This is a genomic window from Serratia sp. L9 (genome assembly GCF_050632285.1).
Classification (GTDB): Bacteria; Pseudomonadota; Gammaproteobacteria; order Enterobacterales; family Enterobacteriaceae; genus Chania.
Genome location: NZ_CP192591.1, coordinates 175,672 through 198,974 on the forward strand (window position 1 = coordinate 175,672; position 23,303 = coordinate 198,974).

Below are 23,303 nucleotides of genomic sequence, written 5' to 3' on the forward strand. Positions count from 1 at the left end.
GCCGGAGCCCATTATGCGCGATAGCCGTCCACAATTATTAGATGTCCTGTTTGACGACGCTTCAGCAACAGACAAAGGGCCGCTGCATAACGTCCAGCAACGCGCCGTTGCGCTACTGAAACTCAATCGTGCAGTGCAAGGCTTATTGCCTGCTCAACTGCACCCTTGGTGCCGTGTCGCCAACTTCAGACAAGGTATTTTAGTGCTGGAAACTGCCAATGCGAGTTGGATGATGCGCTTACGCTATGAACAACCCAGCCTGCTATCCGCACTACGAGCGCAAATTCTACCATCATTGTCGTCAATCGACATCAGGATTAATCCAGCCTTGATGGCAAAAGGTAGCAGCCAGGCACGAGGCGTTGGAAAAACGACCGAAAAAGCGCAGACGGATGTCCCCATGCGTTATCTGAGCCAGGAAAGTGCTGATGAATTGCGGGGATTGGCGGCGCGTAGCCCAGAGAGATTACGGAAAGTATTAGAACGACTGGCGTCGTTGGCAGGAGAGAGAGCCAACGCTACCAGCCGTGATAAATAATCAGCGGTATTGGTTTACGCCAATACGGTTGATGGTGCCTTGAACGCCAGCGGCATTTCGGCTTCATCCTGGAATGTCACGAACTCCCAGGCTTCCTGCTTCGCCAGAACGGCTTGCAGCAGCTTGTTGTTCAGGGCATGGCCAGATTTGTACGCGGTGAACGCGCCAATAATGTTATGGCCGCACATGAACAGATCACCGATGGCATCCAGCATTTTGTGGCGAACGAATTCGTCTTCGAAGCGCAGGCCGTCTTCGTTCAGGACACGATAGTCATCCACCACGATAGCGCAATCGAAACTGCCGCCCAAAGCCAGGCCACGGGATTGCAGGTACTCGATATCACGCATGAAACCGAAGGTACGCGCACGGCTGATTTGGCGCACAAACGAATCGGCTGAGAAATCCAGGCGATAACGCTGTGTGCTGGCATCAATGGCCGGGTGGTTGAAATCGATAGTAAAGTCCAGACGGAACCCATTATGCGGGGACAGTTCGGCCCACTTATCGCCATCTTCAACACGAACAGTGTCTTTCAGACGCAGGAATTTCTTCGCGCAGTTCAGTTCTTCAATGCCGGCATCCAGCAACAGGAAGACAAACGGGCTGGCACTACCGTCCATGATCGGGATTTCAGCAGCGTCAACTTCGATAATGATGTTGTCGATACCCAGGCCCGCCAGCGCAGCATTAAGATGCTCAACGGTAGAAATACGCACGTCATGCTCGTTCACCAGGCAAGTACAGAGCATGGTATCACGCACGGATTTTGCATCAGCCGGGAAATCAACCGGTGGATTCAAGTCAGTGCGACGATAGATGACCCCGGTGTTAGCCGACGCTGGGCGCATTGTCAGTGTGACTTTCTTGCCGGTATGCAAACCGACACCAGTCGCCTGAACAATACGTTTTAATGTCCTTTGTTTGATCATCGTTTTAATCTCGCAATGTTATCAATCCAACCAGCCCAGCATACAGCAAGGCCGGTGGGACAGTTTAGCACAAAGAGCGGAGATTCCAAATTATCAGCTTATTCTTAGTCTGCCTGTTTACGCAGGAAGGCCGGGATATCCAGATAATCGGGCTCTTTGTTAGGTTGCGCGCTTGGATCGTTCACCACTTTGGCGGCAGGTTTCACTTCCTGCTGCAGCGGTGACATACCATGCTGCTGGTAACGGTGATCCATCACTGGCTGGGTGGTTTGCTTATTGGTCACCAGCGTGATTTCAGGACGTTTGTCCATACCGATACCGGTCGCAACAACGGTTACACGCAGCTCGTCGTTCATCTCCGGATCCAACGAAGTACCGATAACTACCGTCGCATTGTCAGAGGCGAACGCACGAATGGTGTTACCCACGGTTTCGAACTCATCCAGACGCAGGTCGAAACCGGCGGTGATGTTGACCAGCACGCCACGAGCACCGGACAGGTCGATATCTTCCAGCAGTGGGCTGGAGATCGCCATTTCCGCTGCTTCTTCAGCACGGTCTTCACCACATGCCACGCCAGAGCCCATCATCGCGTAGCCCATTTCGGACATTACGGTGCGCACGTCAGCAAAGTCGACGTTCATCAGGCCAGGGCGGGTGATCAGCTCGGCAATACCCTGCACCGCGCCTTTCAGCACGTCGTTGGCCGCGCCAAACGCGTCCAGCAAAGAGATACCGCGACCCAGAACTTTCAGTAATTTGTCGTTCGGGATGGTGATCAGTGAGTCCACATGTTTGGACAGCTCGGCAATACCCTGCTCAGCGAATGCCATGCGCTTCTTGCCTTCAAAGTTGAAAGGCTTGGTCACCACGGCCACTGTCAGAATACCCAGATCCTTTGCCACTTCCGCGACAACTGGCGCAGCACCGGTACCGGTCCCGCCACCCATTCCGGCCGCGATGAAGACCATGTCTGCACCTTCCAGAGCGGCGCGCAGGGCTTCACGGTCTTCTTCCGCTGAATTGCGACCCACTTCAGGGTTCGCGCCTGCACCCAGACCTTTGGTAATACCGCTACCAATCTGGATGGTTTGGCCAACTGCCGTTTTACGTAGCGCCTGAGCGTCTGTATTAACGGCGAAGAATTCAACACCTTCGATGCGCTCGCGCACCATGTGTTCAACGGCGTTGCCACCGCCACCGCCGACGCCGATGACTTTAATCACCGCGTCATTGGTTAGTTCCATTGGTTCAAACATAGTTTCTCTCCGTTTTGTGCCTGTCGCTGCGAGATCATAAAAAGATTACTCAGCATGATCTCTTTGTCTAAACATTAAAACTCTTTTCTCAGCCAGCTATTGATACGTTTAAACCAATTGCCCACCGAGGCGCGTTTTTCTACTTCTGCCTCACCGCTCAGGTGAGACTCTTTTCCATAGTGCAACAGCCCTACAGCAGTGGAGTAGTAAGGCTCCTGCGCGTAATCCGTCAGACCCGTGATGTTCAAGGGTTGGCCGATGCGTACCTGGGTGTGGAACACCCGTTGCGCACAGGCTGCCAGGCCATCAATCTGGGCGGCACCGCCGGTCAGCACAATACCCGCTGCCAGATGGTGCTTCACCCCTTGCTGACGCAGTTGCTCCTGCAATTGCAAAATTTCATCGTTAACCAGATTCAACAGTTCGGTGTAGCGTGGCTCAATCACTTCAGCCAATGTCTGTCTTTGCAGACTACGAGGAGGACGTCCTCCAACGCTAGGAACCTCAACACTTTCATCCTTGCTAACAATCGATCCAAGTGCACAACCATGTCGAACTTTAATCGCTTCCGCATCTGTCGGCGGCGTGCCGAAAGCGTAGGCGATATCGCTGGTGACCACGTTCCCGGCGTAAGGGATAACTTTGGTGTGGCGCAGGGCACCGCCGGTATAAACGGCCATATCCATGGTGCCACCACCAATATCCACGACACAGACGCCGAGTTCGCGCTCGTCTTCAGTCAGCACCGCATAACTGGCGGCCAGACCGGCGAAAATAAGTTGGTCAACTTTCAGACCACAACGTTCAACCGCCTTGACAATGTTCTTTGCCATATCGTTATGGCAGGTAATCAGGTGCACTTTAGCCTGCATACGCACGCCAGATAACCCGACCGGGTTCTTGATCCCTTCCTGATAATCGATGGCATATTCCTGAGGGATCACATGCAGGATTCGGTGTTCATCACGGACACGTACCGACTTGGCGGTATGCACCACGTTCTCCACATCTTCCTGTGTCACTTCCTCTTCAGAAATAGGCACCATGCCTATCTCGTTCTGGCAACTGATATGTTTGCCTGATAACGCCAGGTAAACCGAAGAAATCTGGCAATCTGCCATCAGTTCAGCCTGATCGATAGCGCGCTGCACACACTTGACTACCGATTCCAGATCGTTAACGCCACCCTTATCCATACCGCGAGACGGGCAACTGCCCACCCCGATAATGTTGACCATGCCATCAGGCAGAACTTCCCCTACCAATGCGGAGACTTTTGCGGTACCGATCTCCAGTCCAACTACCAGTTTTCTGTCCGTCGACTTGATCATTGTTGATTTGCCTGTGCCTGATTCTGTTGCTGATTACTGTTTGGCCGATCGCCAGCAGCCTGCGGGTCGATAAACGCCGGAGCCCAACCAACCGAAGCACCGGAGTCATAACGTAAATCGACATAACTGACCCGTTTATTTTCCGCTAGCGCCTGCTGCTGCAACATCGGATAAAGCCCGATAAAACGTTGCAAACGCCCCATGCGATCGTCACGTCCCAGATCCAGCCGAACATCGTTATCCAAAGCCAACTGCCATGAATGGCGCGCCGTCATGGCTGCCATCTTCAGCGTATATTTGCCAGCCGCCAAACGGCTGCTCATCTCACGATAACCTTCCAGAACATCCTGTTCACTTCCTTCCGGGCCATAGAGCAACGGCAATTTCTGTTTACCCAGACGCTCTGCCGGGACGCTGAACGATTTGCCATCCGCATCGACCATATGCAAATCATTCCAATGCGCCACCGGGACATATTCCACCAGATGGATTTTCAGCTCATCCGGCCACTGCTTGCGCACGCTGGCCTGCTTTATCCACGGCATACGTTCAATCTGTTGCTGGATGATATCCACATCCTGCGTCATGAACGTCCCTGGTGATCCCAGAGCCAGGATTGCCTGGCGAATATCATCGTTGGTGGTGTAATGCCGTTCACCGGTCACCACCAGCTTCGAGAGCGGCAGGCGGCTGGCGTCTTTCATCCAGCCAACCACCATCCAACCACTCCACAAGATCGTTCCCAACACCATCAGCAGGAAAACCATCCCTGCCAACTGGGTTCCATTGCTGCGACGCGGGCCGTTTTCCACCTCGCGATCGCGCGCATTCAGTGCAGCTTGCGACATCTCAGTCTGCCAACGCCAGAATGGCCGCAACCAGTTGCGAGAAGGTTAACCCAGACTGCCGGGCAGCCATAGGAACCAGGCTATGGCTGGTCATACCTGGCGAGGTGTTCACCTCTAGCAGGTAGAAACTGCCATCACTGTCCTGCATCACGTCAACACGCCCCCAGCCGCTACAGTCCAGCCCGCGATAAGCACGCAGTGCCAACTCTGCCATATCGGCTTCCTGTTGTGCGCTCAGGCCGCTTGGGCAGAAGTATTGTGTATCGTCCGCAATATATTTGGCCTGGTAATCGTAAAACACGCCCGCAGGCTGAATACGGATAGAAGGCAGCACCTGGTCACCCAGGATCGCTATAGTGTATTCCGGGCCGCTCAGCCACTTCTCTACCAGTACATCGTCATCATGGCGGAAAGCCTCTTCCAACGCGCCTTCAAGGGCACTGCGCTCGGTAACTTTACTCATACCGACGCTGGAGCCTTCACGGCTAGGCTTGACGATCAGTGGCAAACCCAGTGCATCAATGGCGGCAAGCTGGAGATCCCGCTCGCGGCCAAGATACTGTTGGCGGTTGATCACCACATAAGGTGCCACCGGCAGCCCCATAGATTGCCACACCATCTTGGTGCGCCATTTGTCCATGGTCAGTGCCGAAGCCATTACGCCGCTGCCGGTATAGGGCAGTTGCAAGAACTCCAGCACCCCTTGCAGCGTCCCGTCTTCACCGCCACGGCCATGCAATGCGATAAACACCTTGGTAAACCCCTGTTCTTTCAGTTGGGTTACCGGGCAATCACGGGTGTCGACGGCATGAGCATCAATACCGGCTTCTCTCAACCCGGCCAGCACCGCCGCGCCAGATTGCAATGAAACCTCACGTTCTGCGGAGGTGCCACCCAGCAATACGGCAACTTTATCAGCCATGATGTTCCTCCTCTTTGTTCTGGGGCTGCAGCTTTAGCTCAGCCAGTTTGCGCGCGATTTTACCGACATTACCGGCCCCTTGCACCAGCACCAGATCTTCGCCTTGCAGCATCTGTGCCAGTGTCGCTGGCACGGTTTCCGCATCGGAAATCAGGATCGGATCCAGCTTGCCGCGGTTACGGATGGTACGGCACAGACTACGGCTATCCGCACCAGGGATCGGTGCTTCACCCGCCGGGTAAACATCCAGCATCAGCAACACATCCACCTGCGACAGCACATTGGCAAAATCGTCATACAGATCGCGGGTACGCGTATAACGGTGTGGCTGGAAGATCATCACCAGCCGCTTGTTTGGCCAACCGGCGCGTGCAGCCTTGATCGTCGCGTCCACTTCCGTTGGATGGTGCCCATAATCATCAACCAGCATCGCGCTGCCCGGCTTTTCATTAACCGCCGCCAACGGGAACTCACCCAAAACGTCAAAGCGACGCCCCGTACCCTGGAAACTGGCCAATGCACGCAAGATAGCCTCGTCGGCAATGCCCTCTTCGGTTGCCACAGCAACCGCAGCCGCAGCGTTCAATGCATTGTGGCGGCCCGGCGCATTCAGGGTTACCGTCATCAACGGCTTATCCTGGCGGCTCAGGGTAAAGTGCCCCTGATGCCCTACCTGGCGGTAACTCTCTACACGCACATCCGCGTCTTCACTGAACCCGTAGGTGGTGATATGACGGCCTACGCGTGGCAGCAACTCACGCACTACAGGATCATCGATACACATTACCGCACGACCATAAAACGGTAGGTTATGCAGGAAATTGATAAACGTCTGCTTCAGATTCTCGAAGTCACCCTGGTAGGTATCCATATGATCGGCTTCGATATTAGTAACAATGGCCACCATCGGTTGCAGATGCAGGAACGATGCATCGCTCTCGTCCGCTTCCGCAATCAAGTAACGGCTGGAGCCCAGACGGGCGTGGGTCCCCGCCGCTTTCACCAGCCCACCATTCACAAACGTTGGGTCAAGACCGGCTTCGGCGTAAATACTTGAAACCATAGCCGTGGTAGTGGTTTTACCGTGTGTACCGGCGATGGCGATGCCATGGCGATAACGCATCAGTTCGGCCAGCATTTCCGCCCGCTGGATCACCGGAATGCGCGCCTCGCGGGCGGCGACAATTTCCGGGTTATCTGCCGGGATAGCGGTTGAAACCACCACTACGCTGGCATCCAGTACGTTCTCTGGGCGGTGATGGAAGTAAATCGTTGCCCCAAGCTCGCTCAACTGCTGGGTTACCGGGTTCGGTGCCAGGTCGGAACCGCTGATCTGATAACCCTCGTTAGCCAACACTTCGGCGATACCCCCCATGCCGGCACCACCGATGCCAACAAAGTGGATGTGCCGGACGCGTCGCATCTCAGGCACGAAAGTACGTAGTTTCGCCAATTGTTGTGTATTCATAACTTCTCTATATCTACCAAATTCGGTTTAGCTCAACACGGGTTCAACATGCTGAACCCCTACGGCCCTAAAGGGCTGCTCGAATAATTTCTGCCGCCACGCGTTCTGTTGCGTCCGGGATCGCTACTGCGCGCGCCTTTTCGGCCATCACCAATAGCGTTGGGCGATCCCAGCTTGCCAGCAGTTTTGCCACCGCATCGGCGGTAAACTGCGGCTGTTCGATAATTTTTGCTGCACCGGCCTCTTCCAGCGGGCGCGCATTCCAATATTGCTGACGATCTTTATGCTGGAATGGGACAAAAATGGCGGGCAATCCAGCCGCTGCCACTTCACTGACGGTCAGCGCGCCGGAACGGCATACCACGATATCGGCCCAGGCATAAGCCGCTGCCATGTCATCAATAAACTCGGTCACTTTATGCCCGGTCTGCCCTCGTTTTTGGTAGTCTTGCAGCACGGTAGGCAAAGCCCCCTTGCCTACCTGATGCCAGAGGGTAATTCTATCGTCCAAAAGCGCGGCGACTTCAGGAACTGTCTGATTCAGCACGCGTGCGCCCTGGCTTCCACCTATTACCAGTACGCGAATCGGCCCTTCACGCCCGTTCAGGCGTTCTGCTGGCAGTGGCAAAGCCAGTACATCGGTCCGCACCGGGTTACCGACTACGTCGGCATTCGGGAAAGCTCCCGGGAATGCCTGCAATACTTTTTTCGCAATCCTTGAGAGCCAGCGATTGGTCAGGCCAGCAATGCCGTTTTGCTCGTGCAGCACCACGGGGATACCGCATAACCAGGCCGCCAGGCCACCAGGGCCAGAAACGTAGCCCCCCATCCCCAGCACGACGTCAGGCTGGTAACTGCGCATAATCGCTTTTGCCTGGCGCACTGCATGCCAGATACGCACCGGCGCGGTCAATTGAGCCTTCAGCCCTTTACCACGCAGGCCAGAGATACGGATAAAATCAATCTCGATCCCGTGCTTTGGCACCAGATCCGCTTCCATCCGGTCTGCAGTGCCGAGCCAGCGAACCTCCCAGCCCTGCGCCATCAGATGATGCGCGACCGCCAGCCCCGGGAACACATGCCCTCCGGTACCGCCTGCCATCACCATTAAACGCTTAGCTTTACCGCTCATCCGCTACCTCTTCACAAACGCCTGCGCTTTGGTCAGGCGCGTTTCATAATCAATTCGCAGCAACAACACAATCGCCGTCGACATTATCAGCAGGCTCGAACCGCCGTAGCTTATCAGCGGTAAAGTTAAACCTTTGGTAGGCAACATACCCGCCGCCGCACCAACGTTAACCAATGCCTGGAAGCTGAACCAGACGCCGATCGAACATGCCAGAAAACCAGAAAAACGCTGGTCAATCTCCAACGCCCTGCGACCAATCGACATAGCGCGAAAAGCGACGAAGAATACCATTAACAGGGCAAAAACCACACCGACATAGCCCAGTTCTTCACCCAAAATGGAGAAGATAAAGTCGGTATGCGCTTCAGGCAAATACTCCAGTTTCTGCACCGAGTTCCCCAGGCCCTGCCCCCAGAACTCACCACGGCCAAAGGCCATCAGCGACTGGGTTAGCTGGTAACCACTGCCAAACGGATCGGCCCAGGGGTTCCAGAAAGAAGTCACACGGCGCATACGGTAAGGCTCCGCAACGATCAGCAGCCCCACGGCAAATACGCCAGAACCGATGATCGCCAGGAACTGCCACATCTTGGCCCCAGCCAGGAACAGCATGGCCAGCGTGGTGATAAACAGCACCACGACCGTACCCAGATCGGGCTGAGCCAGCAGTAACACCGCCAGCACCACCATGACGCCCATCGGCTTGCAGAAGCCCCAGAAGTTGCTGCGGACTTCTTCAACCTTACGAACCAGATAGCTCGCCAGGTAACAAAACAGCGACAGCTTGGACAATTCCGCCGGCTGAATACGCAATGGCCCCAGTGAAATCCAGCGTGATGCCCCGTTTACCGAGCTACCCACCACCAGCACAATCAACAACAGGACTATCGACAGCAGCAGCATGACGTTGCTGTAACGCTGCCACACTTCCATTGGAATGCGCAGCGTCACCAGCGCCAGGCCAAATGCCAGGCTGAGGTACAACGCATCACGTTTGGCAAACAGGAACGGATCATCAGCCAAACGCTGGCCGATAGGCATTGAGGCCGACGTCACCATCACAAAACCAACAATCGCCAGGCCGAAGGTCAGCCACAGCAGGGTCCGGTCATACAGCACCATGTTGACCGGATCGCTTTCACGCGATCCCATCACCCAGTCTTTCAGTTTGCTGGCCAGACCAAACGTCGGCACCCGTAGTCTCATCCGCCAAGCTCCTGTGCCAGGCGGGCAAACTCATTGCCACGCACTTCAAAATTACGGAACTGATCCAGGCTGGCACAGGCAGGCGACAACAGCACCATATCGCCGTTTTTCACCTGGCTGGCAATCACCCGCATGGCTTGCTCCATGGTTTCGGTCAGCATGGCGACTTCTGGGCGCAATTGGGCAAGCTGTGCGCCATCACGGCCAAAACAGTACAGCCGGACGTTATCGCCCTGCAGGTAACGCGCCAGCGGCGAGAAATCTGCTGATTTACCATCACCGCCCAGCAGCAGGTGCAAAGTTCCTGCCACTTGCAACCCATTCAGTGCCGCTTCAGTACTCCCGACGTTGGTGGCTTTGGAGTCGTTAATCCAGCGCACACCTGCGTGCTCCCACACCAGTTGGAAGCGATGTTCCAGGCCGGTAAAGGTGGTCAATGCTTTCAAGCTGGAGGCTCTCGGCAGCTTGACGGCATCCGCCAGCGCCAGTGCGGCAAGCGCATTGGTATAGTTATGGCGGCCAGTCAGCTTCATCTCGCGGGTATTGAGGATTTTCTCTCCATTAACCCGCAGCCAGGTTTCCCCTGCTGATGGTTGAGATGGTAATCCCCAACATCCGCCCCAAAGCTTACACAGCGCTCGTCGGCACCGCGTACAGGCATGGTCAACGCGTCGTCCGCGTTCACTATGCAGACATCAGCATTTTCATAGACGCGCAGTTTGGCTGCCCGGTACTGCTGCAGACCAAACGGGTAGCGATCCATATGATCTTCGGTCACGTTCAAAATAGTGGCGGCGGCCGCATGCAGGCTATTGGTCGTTTCCAACTGGAAGCTCGACAGCTCCAGCACGTAAAGCTGGCACTCCTCACGTAGCAGGCTGAGCGCTGGCAGGCCGATATTGCCCCCAACGCCCACTGCCCATCCGGCGGCCCTGGCCATTTCGCCCACCAATGTGGTGACGGTGCTCTTGCCATTAGAACCGGTGATCGCCACGATCGGTGCCTGGGCTTCACGGCAAAACAGCTCTACGTCACCAATGATTTCTACACCTGCATCTGCGGCTGTACTCAGGACCGGATTCGCCAGTGCCATACCTGGGCTGGCAACGATCAGATCTGCCGCAAGCAACCATTCCTGGTTCAGGGAGCCCAGATGACGCTCTACGCTTTCGGGCAATTTATCCAGGCCCGGCGGCGAAATACGGGTATCCATAACCTGTGGCGTGACGCCACGGGTCATAAAGAAATCAACACAGGACAAGCCGGTCAGGCCCAACCCGATAATGACAACTTTTTTACCCTGATAATCCACCATAATTAGCGCACCTTCAGCGTCGCCAGGCCAATCAGCACCAGCATCAGCGAAATAATCCAGAAGCGCACGATCACGCGTGGTTCTGGCCAGCCTTTCAATTCATAGTGATGGTGGATCGGAGCCATGCGGAAAATGCGTTGCCCGCGCAGCTTGAACGATCCCACCTGCAGGATCACCGACAATGTTTCAACCACGAACACACCGCCCATAATCACCAGCAAAAACTCCTGGCGCAGCAGCACAGCGATAGTCCCCAGCGCACCGCCCAGAGCCAATGAACCCACATCGCCCATAAACACCTGAGCCGGGTAAGTGTTGAACCACAGGAAACCTAGCCCCGCCCCAACAATGGCGGTACATACGATAACCAGTTCACCGGCATGGCGCAGATAGGGGATATGCAGGTAGTTGGCAAAATTCATGTTACCGGTCGCCCAGGCCACCAGCGCAAAACCAGCAGCCACAAACACGGTTGGCATGATCGCCAGGCCATCAAGCCCGTCGGTCAGGTTGACCGCGTTGCTGGTGCCGACAATCACAAAGTACGCCAGCAGCACATACAGCAGACCAAGCTGCGGCATGATGTCCTTGAAAAACGGCACAACCAGCTCGGTGGCTGGCGTGTCTTTTCCTACGGCATACATGGCAAATGCCACAATCAGGGCAATGACCGATTGCCAGAAGTACTTCCAGCGGGCAATCAAGCCCCGGGTATCCTTGCGCACCACTTTGCGGTAGTCATCGACAAACCCGACAATGCCGTAACCCACCAGTACGAACAGCACACACCAGACATAAGGGTTGGACGGGTAGGCCCACATCAGCACCGAGATGGTGATGGAGGTCAGGATCATGATACCGCCCATGGTCGGCGTACCGCGTTTGCTGAAGTGAGACTCAGGCCCATCGTTACGGACTACCTGGCCAAAGGACATTTCCTGCAGGCGTTTGATCACCCGCGGCCCCATCCACAAAGAGAGAAACAGCGCGGTCAGCAGGCTGACAATGGCTCTGAACGTCAGATAGGAAAAGACATTGAAGCCGGAATAATATTTGACCAAATGTTCGGCCAGCCAAACTAACATGGTGCTTTCTCCTGTAACGCGCGTACTACCTGCTCCATTGCGGCACTACGTGAACCTTTAATTAACACGGTAATTACCGCATGTGCTGACAGTAATTCCGCCACGCGCGCAATCACTGCAGCCTTATCCTGATAATGTTCACCGTTACCGGCGGCCGAACTCAGTACCTGGCTCAACGTACCGACGCTAATGACTTTATCGATACCGGCCAGACGGGCGGCTTCCCCTACCTGACGGTGACACTCTTGCGCTTCTGCCCCCAGTTCGGCCATATCACCAACCACCATCACGCGATAACCCGGCATCTCTGCCAGCACCTGGGCAGCCGCCGTCATGGAACCGACGTTGGCGTTATAGCTGTCGTCTAGAAGCAACTTGCCTTCAGCCAGTGCCAGCGGGAACAAACGCCCTGGCACTGCCTGCAACTGTTTCAGCCCGGTGCTCACTGCCGCCAACGTGGCACCCACTGACATCGCCAGCGCCGCTGCCGCCAGCGCATTGGCTACGTTATGACGGCCCGGTAATGGCAGTTCAATGGCCGTGGTGCCAAACGGGCTATGCAAGGTGAAGTGAGTCACGCTGCCTTTCACCTGAACATTGCTGGCGAAGAACTCCACCGACCCTGCTGCCTGCGGGGAAAAGTGCCAGACTGTCTTACCCTGCAACTGAGCCTGCCAATGCGGCCAGTCATTGTTATCGGCATTGATGATTGCTATGCCATCTGCCGGCAAACCGGTAAAGATTTCACCTTTGGCCTGCGCGACACCGGCAAGCGACCCGAAGCCCTCAAGGTGCGCAGCGGACAGGTTGTTCACCAGCGCGCTCTGCGGTTGAGTCAATGCGGTGGTATAAGCAATTTCACCAATATGGTTGGCACCCAGCTCAATCACGGCAAAATCATGCTGTGGCTGCAGACGCAGTAACGTCAGCGGTACGCCGATATCGTTATTGAAGTTTCCGGCGGTATACAGCACTTCGCCGCACTCACGCAGTATGGCTGCCGTCATTTCTTTCACCGAGGTCTTGCCCGATGAACCGGTCAGCGCCACGACTTTTGCCGGAACCTGCTGGCGTACCCAGGCCGCAAACTGCCCCAGTGCGATACGCGTATCTTTCACTACCAGTTGCGGGGCATCTACCAATAAGCGCTTACTTACCAGCAGCGCTCCTGCCCCTGCCGCTACCGCATCAACAGCAAAGTCGTGAGCATCAAAACGCTCGCCTTTCAGAGCCACAAACAGGCAACCTGCTGTAACCTGACGGGTGTCCGTCGTCACCTCAGTGATTTGGCAATCGGCGCCGACTAATTCAGCGCTCAATACAGCGGCCAGAGCCTGGAGGGAGACTGGGATCATGCCAACACCCCCAACAGACGAGCGACGGTAGTGCGATCGGAGTAATCCAGACGACGGTTACCCACCAGTTGGTAATCCTCGTGGCCTTTACCCGCCACTAGGACCACATCTTGTTCTTTTGCCTGCATGATGGCACTGGTAACGGCTTCCGCACGCCCATGAATGACTTGCGCATGCCCGGCATCCATTAACCCGACCAGAATATCTTTGATGATGGCCTGCGGCTCTTCAGTACGCGGGTTATCGTCTGTCACCACGACCCGATCGGCAAACTGTTCGGCAATGCCCCCCATCAGTGGGCGCTTACCTTTGTCACGATCGCCACCACAGCCAAACACGCACCACAGTTGCCCCTGGCAATGCAGACGGGCGGCTTCAAGCGCTTTTTCCAGCGCATCCGGGGTATGTGCATAATCCACGACTACCGTCGGCTTGCCGGGCGCATTAAACACTTCCATCCGGCCACAGACTGGTTGCAGTTGATTGGCCGTTTTAACCAGTTCATCAAACGGGTAACCGAGTGACAGCAGCGTGGCCAATGCCAGGATCAGATTACTGACATTAAAGGCCCCCATCAGGCGGCTTTCGATTTCGCCATTGCCCCAGCTTGAACTGAAGTGGATGGTGGCACCGTTGTCGTGGTAGTTCACCGCGGTGGTTTTCAGCCAGCGGCCACGGCAGCCAGGCTGAAGATTGCCTTGCATGGTGACGGCGACCGCATCCGGCAACGCTGCCAGCCAGCGTTGCCCTACCTCATCGTCGGCATTGATGATTGCCTGCCCAACTTCATGGCAGGCAAACAGTGACCATTTCGCCGCTTCGTAGCTGGCCATATCGCCATGATAATCGAGATGATCGCGACTCAGGTTGGTGAATACCGCCGCGGCAAACGGCAGAGCGGCCACACGGTGCTGAACCAAACCATGGGAAGAAACTTCCATCGCGGCCAAGGTGGCACCCTGTTGCGCCAGATCGTTGAGGACATGCTGCACATCAACCGCTGAACCGGTGGTATTTTCCGTCGGGCAAACCTGGCCCAGCAACCCGTTACCCACGGTGCCCATCACGGCGGCGGTTTCACCCAGCAGTTGGCTCCATTGCGCCAGTAATTGTGTGGTCGTGGTTTTACCGTTGGTGCCGGTCACGCCGATCAAGCGCAGACGATCGGCTGGTTGATGGTAAAAACGCCCGGCCAAAGCAGACAGGCGCTGGTTGAGTTGGCTCAGATAAATCACGGGGACGCCGTGCATTTCGCAGATTTTGCCATCTTCGTTCTGGCCTTCAGCCTCGGCGATAACGGCGGCAACCCCTTGCGCGATGGCTTGCGGAATATAGCGGCGCCCATCCGTTTGATGGCCGACAACGGCGACAAACAGATCCCCGGCAGCCGCAATACGGCTGTCTAATATCATTTCCCGCAGCGCACGCTCAGGTGCTGTTGGCACCCACGGAGCGAGTAAATCGCGCAAATTACGATCTGCCACCTGAACCCTCTTTATTGTTAGTCACTAATTCGCTTTTATCACTGGTGGGCAAAGCATCAGGCTCGATGTTCATGATCCGCAGCACGCCCCCCATGATGGCACCAAACACCGGCGCGGAAATCGCACCACCGTAGTATTTCCCCCTGGGGATCGTTGATGACCACCACCAGAGCGAAACGGGGCTGGCTTGCTGGTGCCACACCCGCGGTATAAGCGATATATCTGTTCACATATTTGCCATCCGGGCCGACCTTTTTGGCAGTACCGGTTTTAATGGCGATACGGTAACCCTTGATGGCGGCCTTCACACCGCCACCGCCCGGTAAGGCAACGCTTTCCATCATGTGCACCACAGTGCGCACGGTAGACTCGGGGAAGACACGCTCCCCGGCAACCGGAGGGTCAACTCGGGTGATCGACAACGGGCGGTATACGCCCAGGCTGCCGATCGTGGCATAGACTCGCGCTAACTGTAACGGTGTTACCATTAGCCCATAGCCGAAAGAGAAGGTGGCCCTCTCTATGTCAGACCACCGTTGTTTTTTTGGGTATAAGCCACTGCTTTCTCCGACCAGCCCCAAATTGGTCGCTTTTCCCAACCCAAAGCGTGAGTAAGTATCTACTAACGCAGAGGATGGCATCGCTAACGCCAGCTTTGAAACACCGACGTTACTCGACTTCTGCAAGATCCCGGTTACGGTCAATTCCGAATAACGCGCCACGTCTTTGATCTCATGGCCGCTAACGCGATAAGGAATGGTATTGAGCACGCTGTTTTCTTTCACAACACCGTGCTGCAATGCCGTCATTACCACCATCGGTTTCACCGTAGAACCGGGCTCAAAAATATCGGTTATCGCACGGTTACGCATGGTGTCTTTCGGCGTACCGGCCATATTGTTCGGGTTGTACGACGGGCTGTTTGCCATCGCCAGCACTTCGCCGGTATTGACATCTACCAGCACGGCGGTGCCCGATTCCGCTTTGTTGAAAGCCACCGCGTTGTTTAACTCACGGTAAACCAGTGCCTGCAAGCGCTCATCAATGCTCAGCGCCAGGTTATGTGCAGCCTGGCTGTCTACCGAGGAAATGTCCTCGATCACCCGGCCATAGCGATCTTTACGTACGGTCCGCTCGCCCGGTTGCCCGGTCAGCCAGCGATCAAAGCTCTTTTCAACCCCTTCAATCCCTTCGCCATCAATGTTGGTCACACCAATGATATGGGAGGTCACTTGCCCGGCAGGATAGTAGCGGCGCGACTCTTGGCGCAGGTAGATCCCCGGCAACTTCAGCTTGTGGATATAATCGCCAATCGCCGGGTTAACCTGACGGGCCAGGTAGACAAAGCGCCCTTTCGGGTTGGCATTGATCCGGTTGGAGAGCTGATCAAGCGGGATTTGCAGCGCATCGGAAAGCGCTTTCCAGCGCGAATCCAGCGTTATCCCCCTCGCTCGTTCAACTCCTTCGGATCGGCCCATACGGCGTTCACCGGCACGCTCACCGCCAGTGGGCGACCAGAGCGATCGCTGATCATACCGCGCGCAGTTGGCACTTCCTGCACACGCAGAGAACGCATATCGCCCTCTTTCACCAACCGATCCGGGTTGATTACCTGCAGGTACGCCATACGCAGCATCAGTCCAACCAGCGCCAACAAGATACAACCGCACAGCAACGCAAAACGCCAGCTGACAAAGCTGGCTTGATCTTCCTGGCGTTTCAACTTACCGGGACGTACTGCTTTCATGCGTTACCTTTATGCTCCGTTGCGGCTAACCACTTATGGCTTAACGATGATATTTTCCTGCGATGGATCAACATGTTGCATCTGCAGTTTTTCAGTGGCGATCCGCTCTACGCGGCTATGATCGCCAAGGGCGTTCTCTTCGAGTATCAGGTTGCGCCACTCGATATCCAGCGCATCTCTTTCCAACACTAATTGCTCACGTTCGGCTGTCAGCAGACGGGTACGGTGCGCTGTGGTAACCACAAAGATGGCTGAAATCAGCACCGCGACCATTAAAAGCAGCGGGATCTTGGCGTTACGCAGCAAGTCACCGCCAATGACGCCGACTAAGCTGTGACGCTCGTTGCCAATCACGCAGGCATCCTTTCAGCAATACGCAATACCGAGCTGCGAGCACGCGTGTTTTCTGCCACTTCTGCTTCCGAAGGCATCATTTTGCCCAAGGTCTTCAGCGTACGGCCCCCCATCTCACGCAGTTGTGCTTCGGTCAACGGTATACCCGCCGGCACCTGAGCACCTCGGCTGTGATGGCGCATAAACCGTTTAACAATACGGTCTTCCAACGAATGGAAGCTGATGATCGACAAACGGCCCTGCGGTGCCAGCACGGCCAATGCACCATCAAGCGCACGCTCGATCTCTTCCAGCTCGCTGTTGATATAGATACGGATTGCCTGGAAACTGCGTGTGGCCGGATGTTTGTGCTTTTCGCGGAACGGGCTGGCGTTAGCAATCAGATCGGCCAGCTCCTTGGTGCGTGTCATCGGTTCCACACGGTTTCTTTCCACGATGGCGCGGGCAATGCGTTTGGCAAAGCGCTCTTCACCGAAGGTTTTCAACACCCAGGCAATATCGTCAGCTTCAGCCTTCATCAACCATTCAGAGGCCGATTGGCCGCTGGAAGGGTCCATACGCATATCCAACGGGCCGTCACGCATAAAGGAGAAGCCGCGCTCAGCATCATCCAACTGAGGGGATGAAACCCCTAAATCAAGGAGAACGCCATCGATCTTGCCAACCAACTCACGTTCTTGCACATAATGCGCTAAATCAGAGAATGGGCCGTGTATGATAGTAAAACGAGGATCTTCAATAGATTGGGCAGCGGCAATTGCCTGCGGGTCGCGATCAATCGCCAACAGGCGCCCTTCTGGCCCCAGTTGGGACAGAATCAGACGCGAATGGCCACCGCGACCAAAAGTACCGTCAATGTATATGCCGTTACTGCGAATATTGAGGCCATTCACAGCCTCATCCAACAGTACGGTCGTATGTTTATAGTTTTCCAACATGCTTATAGTGACAAGTCCTGTAGCCGCTCAGACAAGGGTTCCTGAGTGGACTGTTCTGCGTCAATATCATCCTTGACTTGTTGATACCAGGTCTGTTCATCCCACAGCTCAAACTTGTTGAACTGCCCGACCAGCATCACTTCTTTTGTCAGCCCGGCATGTTGGCGCAGCGTAGTAGCTAACAGCAACCGACCGGCGTTATCCATCTGGCACTCACTGGCATGACCTAAAAGCAAGCGTTGGACGCGACGCTCTGCGGGATTCATGCTCGACAGACGGGACAACTTCTGCTCAATGATTATCCATTGGGGTAATGGGTAAAGCAGCAGGCAGGGCTGGTGGAGATCGATGGTGCAAACCATTTGACCTTGCGATTCCTCATTCAGTAATTCCCGGTAACGGGTAGGTACGGCAAGCCGCCCTTTACTGTCGAGATTAACCAACGTCGCCCCACGAAACATACCTGAGCTACCCCCTCGCGACCCTTTTCACCACTTTACACCACAATTTCCCACATAATGGAGTTTACGGAGGGTATGAAAACCTTGTCAAGCCAGAGCAAGAGCGGTTTGGCAATATTTCTATGAGCATTCTGAGGGCTGACTCACGAAAGGAACGCTATTTGTTGTATGAATAGAAATTAACACCATGATTAAAGAGAAGAATTTCCCGAGCGGCATTTATGTGATTAAAATAGTCACAAATTGGCGATTAAATAACTCATTATTTCCTTCTGCAACCCAGGTCTCACTTTTCAACATCCGGTTCACCGAGTTCACCCAGGCTGTAAGCCGCACCGGCAAAGGCCTGGCTGCAAGTAGCCCTTTCGCGGTTAAATGTCATAAGTTATTGACTTAATAACACTCACCGAATATTGGGCCAAAACCTGCGCGCTATTTTACTTCAATTATTCCCACAAGGAAAAACCCACAGAGGAATAAATTTTTCGGAAATAACCAAAGCGATTAATTACGATTCAAATCAATTTGGTAAGACTATTCCCAAAACACATCTTTACAATTCATCAGACATTTTTCCCGTTTTAAGAAAAACCCCCAGAATTTATCCGCTGATGACCCCTCATTGACCAATAAATCATAACTAATTGTTTATTAAAGAATTAATGGAGTGCGCCATTTTTAATCCCTTGTTTACTCTCTTTAACCACTGTCGTCAGAATAAAAATCAGACAAATGTTAAAAATAAAAATATTTAGCTACTTAAATCATTCTTTACAGCCAAGTAAACTATTAATAAGCAAGAAAAATAGATAATAACACCAACTTAACATTTAAACGCAACAGGTTAACCCTTTAACCTCGGAAATCACATCATGTCTAGACCGGCATCACACTGGCGCATCGCCGCCGCCGATACTTTTGCACTGGTGGTGTATTGTTTTATCGCCGGGATGGCCATTGAGATCCTGATTTCAGGTATGAGTTTCAGCCAATCGCTCTCGTCGCGGCTCTTGTCGATCCCCGTCAACATCCTTATCGCCTGGCCCTATGGCCGCTATCGTGATTTCTTTATCGCAACCGCACGCCGCTCCCCTCGTGGGCAATTCCTGCTGCGTAACCTTGCCGATCTCCTGGCCTATGTCAGTTTCCAGTCACCGGTATACGCTGCGATTTTATGGAACGTGGGAGCTGATGGGCACCAGATCCTGGCAGCAGTTACCAGTAATGCCGTGGTTTCCATGGCGATGGGGGTAGTGTATGGCTACTTTCTGGAATATTGCCGCCGGCTATTCCGAGTGGTGGGTTACGTCTAAAATCAGGGGGCCAGCACAGTTGACGTCGGCCCCCTGATGATTTATTTACGGCTCAGGCTACCGCGTCGGAACAGGTTACGACGGATACGTGTCATCCCAGGTTTGGGCTTGCGTGGCTCATCAAGACTGGCAAGCACCAGTTCCAATACCCGTTCAGCCACATCACGGTGGCGCTGGGCCACAGCGAGTACCGGGCACTCCAGGAAGTCCAGCAACTCATGGTCACCAAAGGTGGCGATCGCCAAATCCGCCGGTAAACGCCCGAGTCGTTTCAGCGTCACGTCCATTACGCCCTGCAGCAGAGAGAAGGAAGTCGTAAACAATGCCTGCGGCATTGGATGCGTCTTCAGCCACTCCGCGAACAACGCTCCCGCTGCTTCACGTTCGTAGCTGTTGGCATAAAGATAATCGACATGACGCTCATCCTCCTGCCACGCCTGACGGAATCCCTGCTCACGCAGGAAACTGACGGAAAGTTCAGGTAAGGCCCCAAGATACAGCACCGATTTGGCAGGGAAAGCGCGCAACTCCTGCGCCAGCGCAAAGGAGTCTTCCTGATCGGCCCCAACAACGCTGATAAAATGCTCCCGATCCAACGCCCGATCCAAGGCGATAATCGGGAAAGGATCGTTGGCCCAGCGCTGATAGAAAGGGTGTTCTGGCGGCAATGCGGTAGAAACAATGATCGCATCGACCTGGCGTTGCAGGAGATGCTCAATGCAGCGCATTTCATTATCCGGCTGATCTTCCGAGCAGGCGATCAACAGTTGATAGCCACGCTGGCGAGCCTGACGCTCCAGATAATTGGCAATACGGGTGTAACTGGTATTTTCAAGATCCGGTATCACCAGGCCGATGGAACGGGTCCGGCCTGCACGCAGCCCTGCTGCGACAGCATTCGGGTGATAATTGTGCTCCCTGACCACGGCCATCACTTTCTCGACGGTTTTATCGCTGACACGATACTGCTTCGCCTTGCCGTTAATGACATAACTGGCCGTAGTGCGCGAAACGCCTGCGAGACGCGCGATTTCATCCAGTTTCACGTTAACCCCTTTAATGACGCTGAAAATAGAAACGAAGATTGCGGTGTTATAACCATGATAGAGACTATGGTTATTCAACCTGGTCATTGCGATCTAACAGCAGAAAACATGGTCAAGCAACCGCTTTTGCAGAAAGGTGCCAGCAAACGGGCAAAAAAGTAAAAAGAAAGGGCATAGCCAGCCGACTATACCCCTTGATGCAGAGAAACAAATCAGCTTCAGCGCATGATCTTGTCGCCACGCGACACGCCTACAATTCCTGAGCGTGCTACCTCGACAATTTCCGCCACTTCCCGAACGGCGTTGAGGAAAGCATCCAGTTTGTCACTGGTGCCTGCCAGTTGTACGGTGTACAGAGAGGCGGTAACATCCACAATCTGCCCACGGAAGATGTCCGTGCTGCGTTTAACTTCTTCGCGCCCGTAACCGCTGGCCTGCAGTTTCACCAACATGATTTCACGTTCAACGTGGGACCCCTGAATGAGCTCGCTGACGCGCAACACATCAACCAGTTTGTGCAGTTGCTTCTCGATCTGTTCCAGAACCTTTTCATCCCCCACCGTCTGGATCGTCATGCGTGACAGTGTAGGGTCATCGGTTGGAGCTACCGTCAGGCTTTCAATATTGTAACCGCGCTGAGAGAACAGCCCGACTACGCGCGACAATGCACCGGATTCGTTTTCCAGTAATACCGATAAAATACGGCGCTTCATCAGGTTCTCTCCGTTTTGCTTAACCACATATCGTCCATGCTTCCACCGCGGATTTGCATAGGATAAACATGTTCAGTTTCATCGACGCTCACGTCGACAAATACCAGACGTTCTTTTTCGGCCAGCGCTTGCGCCAATTTGCTTTCCAGCTCATCTGGAGTGCGGATGGCGATGCCTATATGGCCGTAGGCTTCCGCCAGCTTCACAAAGTCCGGCAGAGAGTTCATGTAGGACTGTGAATGGCGGCCTGAATAGATCATATCCTGCCACTGCTTCACCATCCCCAGATAACGGTTGTTCAGGTTAACCACCACGACCGGCAGGTTGTACTGCAACGCCGTAGACAGCTCTTGAATGTTCATCTGGATACTGCCGTCGCCGGTCACGCACACCACCGTTTCTTCCGGCAGCGCCAGCTTCACGCCGAGTGCGGCCGGCAAGCCAAAGCCCATCGTCCCCAAGCCACCGGAGTTGATCCAACGGCGCGGTTTATCGAATGGGTAATAGAGCGCGGCAAACATCTGGTGCTGGCCAACGTCTGACGTGACGTAGGCTTCCCCTTGGTCAGCCGGTGCAAGGTTTCAATCACCGCCTGAGGTTTGATGGTTCCACTGTCTTTGTTGTAGCCCAGACAGTCACGCGCACGCCACTGCTCGATGGATTGCCACCAGTCGCGCAATGCATCGAAATCCTGGGTTTTATCCCCCTGCGCCAACAGCTCAAGCATCTGTGTCAGCACCTGTTTGGCATCGCCAACGATGGGAATATCGGCTTCCACCGTTTTTGAAATGGAGGTTGGATCGATATCAATATGCAGCACCGTAGCATCAGGGCAGTATTTGGCCAGATTGTTGGTGGTTCGGTCATCAAAGCGCACCCCAACGGCGAAAATCACGTCAGAGTGATGCATGGTTTTATTGGCTTCATAGGTGCCGTGCATCCCCAGCATCCCTACACTTTGGCGGTGTGTACCTGGGAAAGCTCCCAACCCCATCAGCGTGCAGGTGACCGGCAGGTTCAGCTTTTCTGCCAGTTGCAACAACTCTTCATGACAGCCTGAGTTGATTGCCCCGCCGCCCACATACATGATCGGTTTTTTGGCTGACAGAATGGTTTGCAGAGCGCGTTTTATCTGCCCACGGTGGCCCTGCACTGTAGGATTGTAGGAGCGCATACTGATGTCTTGCGGATACGCGTAGGGCATCCTTACCGCTGGGCCAACGATATCTTTAGGCAAATCGACTACCACCGGCCCCGGGCGGCCCGTAGCGGCCAGATAAAAGGCTTTCTTCAATACGGAAGGAATATCTTCAGTGCGTTTGACCAGGAAACTGTGTTTCACCACGGGGCGGGAGATCCCCACCATATCGCATTCCTGGAAAGCGTCGTAGCCGATCAACGAGCTGGGAACCTGGCCGGAAAGTACCACCATCGGGATGGAATCCATATAAGCCGTGGCAATACCGGTAATAGCATTGGTCGCCCCGGGGCCAGAGGTGACCAGCACGACGCCAACTTCACCGGTAGCTCGAGCATAGCCGTCGGCCATATGCACCGCACCCTGCTCATGCCGCACCAGAATATGATCGATTCCCCCCACCGTGTGCAAGGCGTCGTAGATATCGAGTACCGCTCCGCCCGGATAGCCGAATACATGCTTAACGCCCTGATCGATCAGCGATCGGACGACCATTTCGGCTCCTGACAATATTTCCATGGGTTTGCCTCCAGGCTTACATATCTTGTCTGACGCCGGAACGTAGCGCCTGTCACGGGGCATTGCCCCAAAAATTTTATGGACGATCTCAGATCTCTTAACATAACGTCAGAATTTGGGGCAGGCAAACGGCAAAATG

The 23,303-nt window shown here is 54.6% G+C and carries 18 protein-coding genes and 3 pseudogenes; 2 read left to right on the forward strand and 19 right to left on the reverse strand.

Annotation, left to right across the window (positions count from 1 at the left end):
- Positions 1 to 13 precede the first annotated feature (13 nt).
- On the forward strand, positions 14 to 538 hold the full coding sequence (locus ACQ86O_RS00770) for a DUF721 domain-containing protein (protein ID WP_431223748.1): 525 nt from the start codon (positions 14 to 16) through the stop codon (positions 536 to 538).
- A gap of 14 nt (positions 539 to 552) precedes the next feature.
- Here ACQ86O_RS00770 and lpxC read toward each other — a convergent pair whose 3' ends face one another.
- From lpxC to mraZ, 16 genes and pseudogenes are all read right to left on the reverse strand, one after another.
- Entirely contained in the window at positions 553 to 1,470 is a 918-nt protein-coding gene (lpxC, locus tag ACQ86O_RS00775) for a UDP-3-O-acyl-N-acetylglucosamine deacetylase (RefSeq protein ID WP_431223749.1), read from the reverse strand.
- Between the two features lie 104 nt (positions 1,471 to 1,574).
- On the reverse strand, positions 1,575 to 2,729 hold the full coding sequence (gene ftsZ / locus ACQ86O_RS00780) for a cell division protein FtsZ (RefSeq protein ID WP_431223750.1): 1,155 nt from the start codon (positions 2,727 to 2,729) through the stop codon (positions 1,575 to 1,577).
- 74 nt (positions 2,730 to 2,803) lie between these two features.
- On the reverse strand, positions 2,804 to 4,060 hold the full coding sequence (gene ftsA / locus ACQ86O_RS00785) for a cell division protein FtsA (protein ID WP_004950148.1): 1,257 nt from the start codon (positions 4,058 to 4,060) through the stop codon (positions 2,804 to 2,806).
- Positions 4,057 to 4,908 carry a cell division protein FtsQ gene (ftsQ, locus tag ACQ86O_RS00790; RefSeq protein WP_431223751.1) on the reverse strand — a complete coding sequence of 284 codons (852 nt, stop codon included), beginning with the start codon at positions 4,906 to 4,908 and terminating at the stop codon, positions 4,057 to 4,059. The genes ftsA and ftsQ overlap by 4 nt, the downstream gene beginning before the upstream one ends.
- 1 nt (position 4,909) lies before the next feature.
- Positions 4,910 to 5,830, reverse strand: coding sequence for a D-alanine--D-alanine ligase (locus ACQ86O_RS00795; RefSeq protein WP_431223752.1), 921 nt, complete (start codon positions 5,828 to 5,830; stop codon positions 4,910 to 4,912).
- The gene (gene murC / locus ACQ86O_RS00800; protein WP_431223753.1) at positions 5,823 to 7,298 is read right to left on the reverse strand and encodes a UDP-N-acetylmuramate--L-alanine ligase; all 1,476 of its coding nucleotides are present in this window, start codon (positions 7,296 to 7,298) and stop codon (positions 5,823 to 5,825) included. Before murC ends, ACQ86O_RS00795 begins: the two co-directional genes overlap by 8 nt.
- 67 nt (positions 7,299 to 7,365) lie before the next feature.
- Positions 7,366 to 8,430: an undecaprenyldiphospho-muramoylpentapeptide beta-N-acetylglucosaminyltransferase gene (gene murG / locus ACQ86O_RS00805; RefSeq protein ID WP_431223754.1), complete on the reverse strand. Its 1,065-nt coding sequence runs from the start codon at positions 8,428 to 8,430 to the stop codon at positions 7,366 to 7,368.
- A 3-nt stretch (positions 8,431 to 8,433) separates the two neighbouring features.
- The gene (gene ftsW, locus ACQ86O_RS00810) at positions 8,434 to 9,636 is read right to left on the reverse strand and encodes a cell division protein FtsW (RefSeq protein WP_431223755.1); all 1,203 of its coding nucleotides are present in this window, start codon (positions 9,634 to 9,636) and stop codon (positions 8,434 to 8,436) included.
- Positions 9,633 to 10,951: pseudogene (gene murD, locus ACQ86O_RS00815) on the reverse strand (UDP-N-acetylmuramoyl-L-alanine--D-glutamate ligase). Before murD ends, ftsW begins: the two are co-directional and overlap by 4 nt.
- Before the next feature lie 2 nt (positions 10,952 to 10,953).
- Positions 10,954 to 12,036, reverse strand: a complete 1,083-nt coding sequence (gene mraY, locus ACQ86O_RS00820; RefSeq protein WP_431223756.1) for a phospho-N-acetylmuramoyl-pentapeptide-transferase — start codon at positions 12,034 to 12,036, stop codon at positions 10,954 to 10,956.
- On the reverse strand, positions 12,030 to 13,391 hold the full coding sequence (gene murF, locus ACQ86O_RS00825) for a UDP-N-acetylmuramoyl-tripeptide--D-alanyl-D-alanine ligase (RefSeq protein ID WP_431223757.1): 1,362 nt from the start codon (positions 13,389 to 13,391) through the stop codon (positions 12,030 to 12,032). Before murF ends, mraY begins: the two co-directional genes overlap by 7 nt.
- The gene (gene murE / locus ACQ86O_RS00830; protein ID WP_431223758.1) at positions 13,388 to 14,875 is read right to left on the reverse strand and encodes a UDP-N-acetylmuramoyl-L-alanyl-D-glutamate--2,6-diaminopimelate ligase; all 1,488 of its coding nucleotides are present in this window, start codon (positions 14,873 to 14,875) and stop codon (positions 13,388 to 13,390) included. The genes murF and murE overlap by 4 nt, the downstream gene beginning before the upstream one ends.
- Positions 14,862 to 16,622, reverse strand: a pseudogene (locus tag ACQ86O_RS00835) (peptidoglycan glycosyltransferase FtsI). The gene murE and the pseudogene ACQ86O_RS00835 overlap by 14 nt, the downstream one beginning before the upstream one ends.
- Before the next feature lie 33 nt (positions 16,623 to 16,655).
- Entirely contained in the window at positions 16,656 to 16,976 is a 321-nt protein-coding gene (ftsL, locus tag ACQ86O_RS00840) for a cell division protein FtsL (protein WP_431223759.1), read from the reverse strand.
- Positions 16,973 to 17,914: a 16S rRNA (cytosine(1402)-N(4))-methyltransferase RsmH gene (gene rsmH / locus ACQ86O_RS00845; RefSeq protein ID WP_431223760.1), complete on the reverse strand. Its 942-nt coding sequence runs from the start codon at positions 17,912 to 17,914 to the stop codon at positions 16,973 to 16,975. The genes ftsL and rsmH overlap by 4 nt, the downstream gene beginning before the upstream one ends.
- A 2-nt stretch (positions 17,915 to 17,916) precedes the next feature.
- Positions 17,917 to 18,375, reverse strand: coding sequence for a division/cell wall cluster transcriptional repressor MraZ (gene mraZ / locus ACQ86O_RS00850; RefSeq protein ID WP_431223761.1), 459 nt, complete (start codon positions 18,373 to 18,375; stop codon positions 17,917 to 17,919).
- Positions 18,376 to 19,247: 872 nt separating this feature from the next.
- Between mraZ and ACQ86O_RS00855 the strand changes: the two genes are divergently transcribed.
- Positions 19,248 to 19,688, forward strand: a complete 441-nt coding sequence (locus ACQ86O_RS00855; RefSeq protein ID WP_431223762.1) for an L-alanine exporter AlaE — start codon at positions 19,248 to 19,250, stop codon at positions 19,686 to 19,688.
- A gap of 41 nt (positions 19,689 to 19,729) precedes the next feature.
- Here the strand turns inward: ACQ86O_RS00855 and cra are convergent, their stop codons facing one another.
- The 3 genes and pseudogenes from cra to ilvI all read right to left on the reverse strand — a co-directional run bounded on the left by cra (position 19,730) and on the right by ilvI (position 23,164).
- Entirely contained in the window at positions 19,730 to 20,734 is a 1,005-nt protein-coding gene (gene cra / locus ACQ86O_RS00860; RefSeq protein WP_431223763.1) for a catabolite repressor/activator, read from the reverse strand.
- Between the two features lie 218 nt (positions 20,735 to 20,952).
- Positions 20,953 to 21,447, reverse strand: a complete 495-nt coding sequence (gene ilvN, locus ACQ86O_RS00865) for an acetolactate synthase small subunit (protein WP_431223764.1) — start codon at positions 21,445 to 21,447, stop codon at positions 20,953 to 20,955.
- A pseudogene (ilvI, locus tag ACQ86O_RS00870) lies at positions 21,447 to 23,164 on the reverse strand (acetolactate synthase 3 large subunit). The gene ilvN and the pseudogene ilvI overlap by 1 nt, the downstream one beginning before the upstream one ends.
- Positions 23,165 to 23,303: the final 139 nt, after the last annotated feature.

Bases quoted from the DNA above. Each gene is read 5' to 3' on its own strand.
- ACQ86O_RS00770 (WP_431223748.1), top strand. From the start codon at position 14: ATGCGCGATAGCCGTCCACAATTATTAGATGTCCTGTTTGACGACGCT.
- lpxC (WP_431223749.1), bottom strand. From the start codon at position 1,470: ATGATCAAACAAAGGACATTAAAACGTATTGTTCAGGCGACTGGTGTC.
- ftsZ (WP_431223750.1), bottom strand. From the start codon at position 2,729: ATGTTTGAACCAATGGAACTAACCAATGACGCGGTGATTAAAGTCATC.
- ftsA (WP_004950148.1), bottom strand. From the start codon at position 4,060: ATGATCAAGTCGACGGACAGAAAACTGGTAGTTGGACTGGAGATCGGT.
- ftsQ (WP_431223751.1), bottom strand. From the start codon at position 4,908: ATGTCGCAAGCTGCACTGAATGCGCGCGATCGCGAGGTGGAAAACGGC.
- ACQ86O_RS00795 (WP_431223752.1), bottom strand. From the start codon at position 5,830: ATGGCTGATAAAGTTGCCGTATTGCTGGGTGGCACCTCCGCAGAACGT.
- murC (WP_431223753.1), bottom strand. From the start codon at position 7,298: ATGAATACACAACAATTGGCGAAACTACGTACTTTCGTGCCTGAGATG.
- murG (WP_431223754.1), bottom strand. From the start codon at position 8,430: ATGAGCGGTAAAGCTAAGCGTTTAATGGTGATGGCAGGCGGTACCGGA.
- ftsW (WP_431223755.1), bottom strand. From the start codon at position 9,636: ATGAGACTACGGGTGCCGACGTTTGGTCTGGCCAGCAAACTGAAAGAC.
- mraY (WP_431223756.1), bottom strand. From the start codon at position 12,036: ATGTTAGTTTGGCTGGCCGAACATTTGGTCAAATATTATTCCGGCTTC.
- murF (WP_431223757.1), bottom strand. From the start codon at position 13,391: ATGATCCCAGTCTCCCTCCAGGCTCTGGCCGCTGTATTGAGCGCTGAA.
- rsmH (WP_431223760.1), bottom strand. From the start codon at position 17,914: ATGTTGGAAAACTATAAACATACGACCGTACTGTTGGATGAGGCTGTG.
- mraZ (WP_431223761.1), bottom strand. From the start codon at position 18,375: ATGTTTCGTGGGGCGACGTTGGTTAATCTCGACAGTAAAGGGCGGCTT.
- ACQ86O_RS00855 (WP_431223762.1), top strand. From the start codon at position 19,248: ATGTCTAGACCGGCATCACACTGGCGCATCGCCGCCGCCGATACTTTT.
- ilvN (WP_431223764.1), bottom strand. From the start codon at position 21,447: ATGAAGCGCCGTATTTTATCGGTATTACTGGAAAACGAATCCGGTGCA.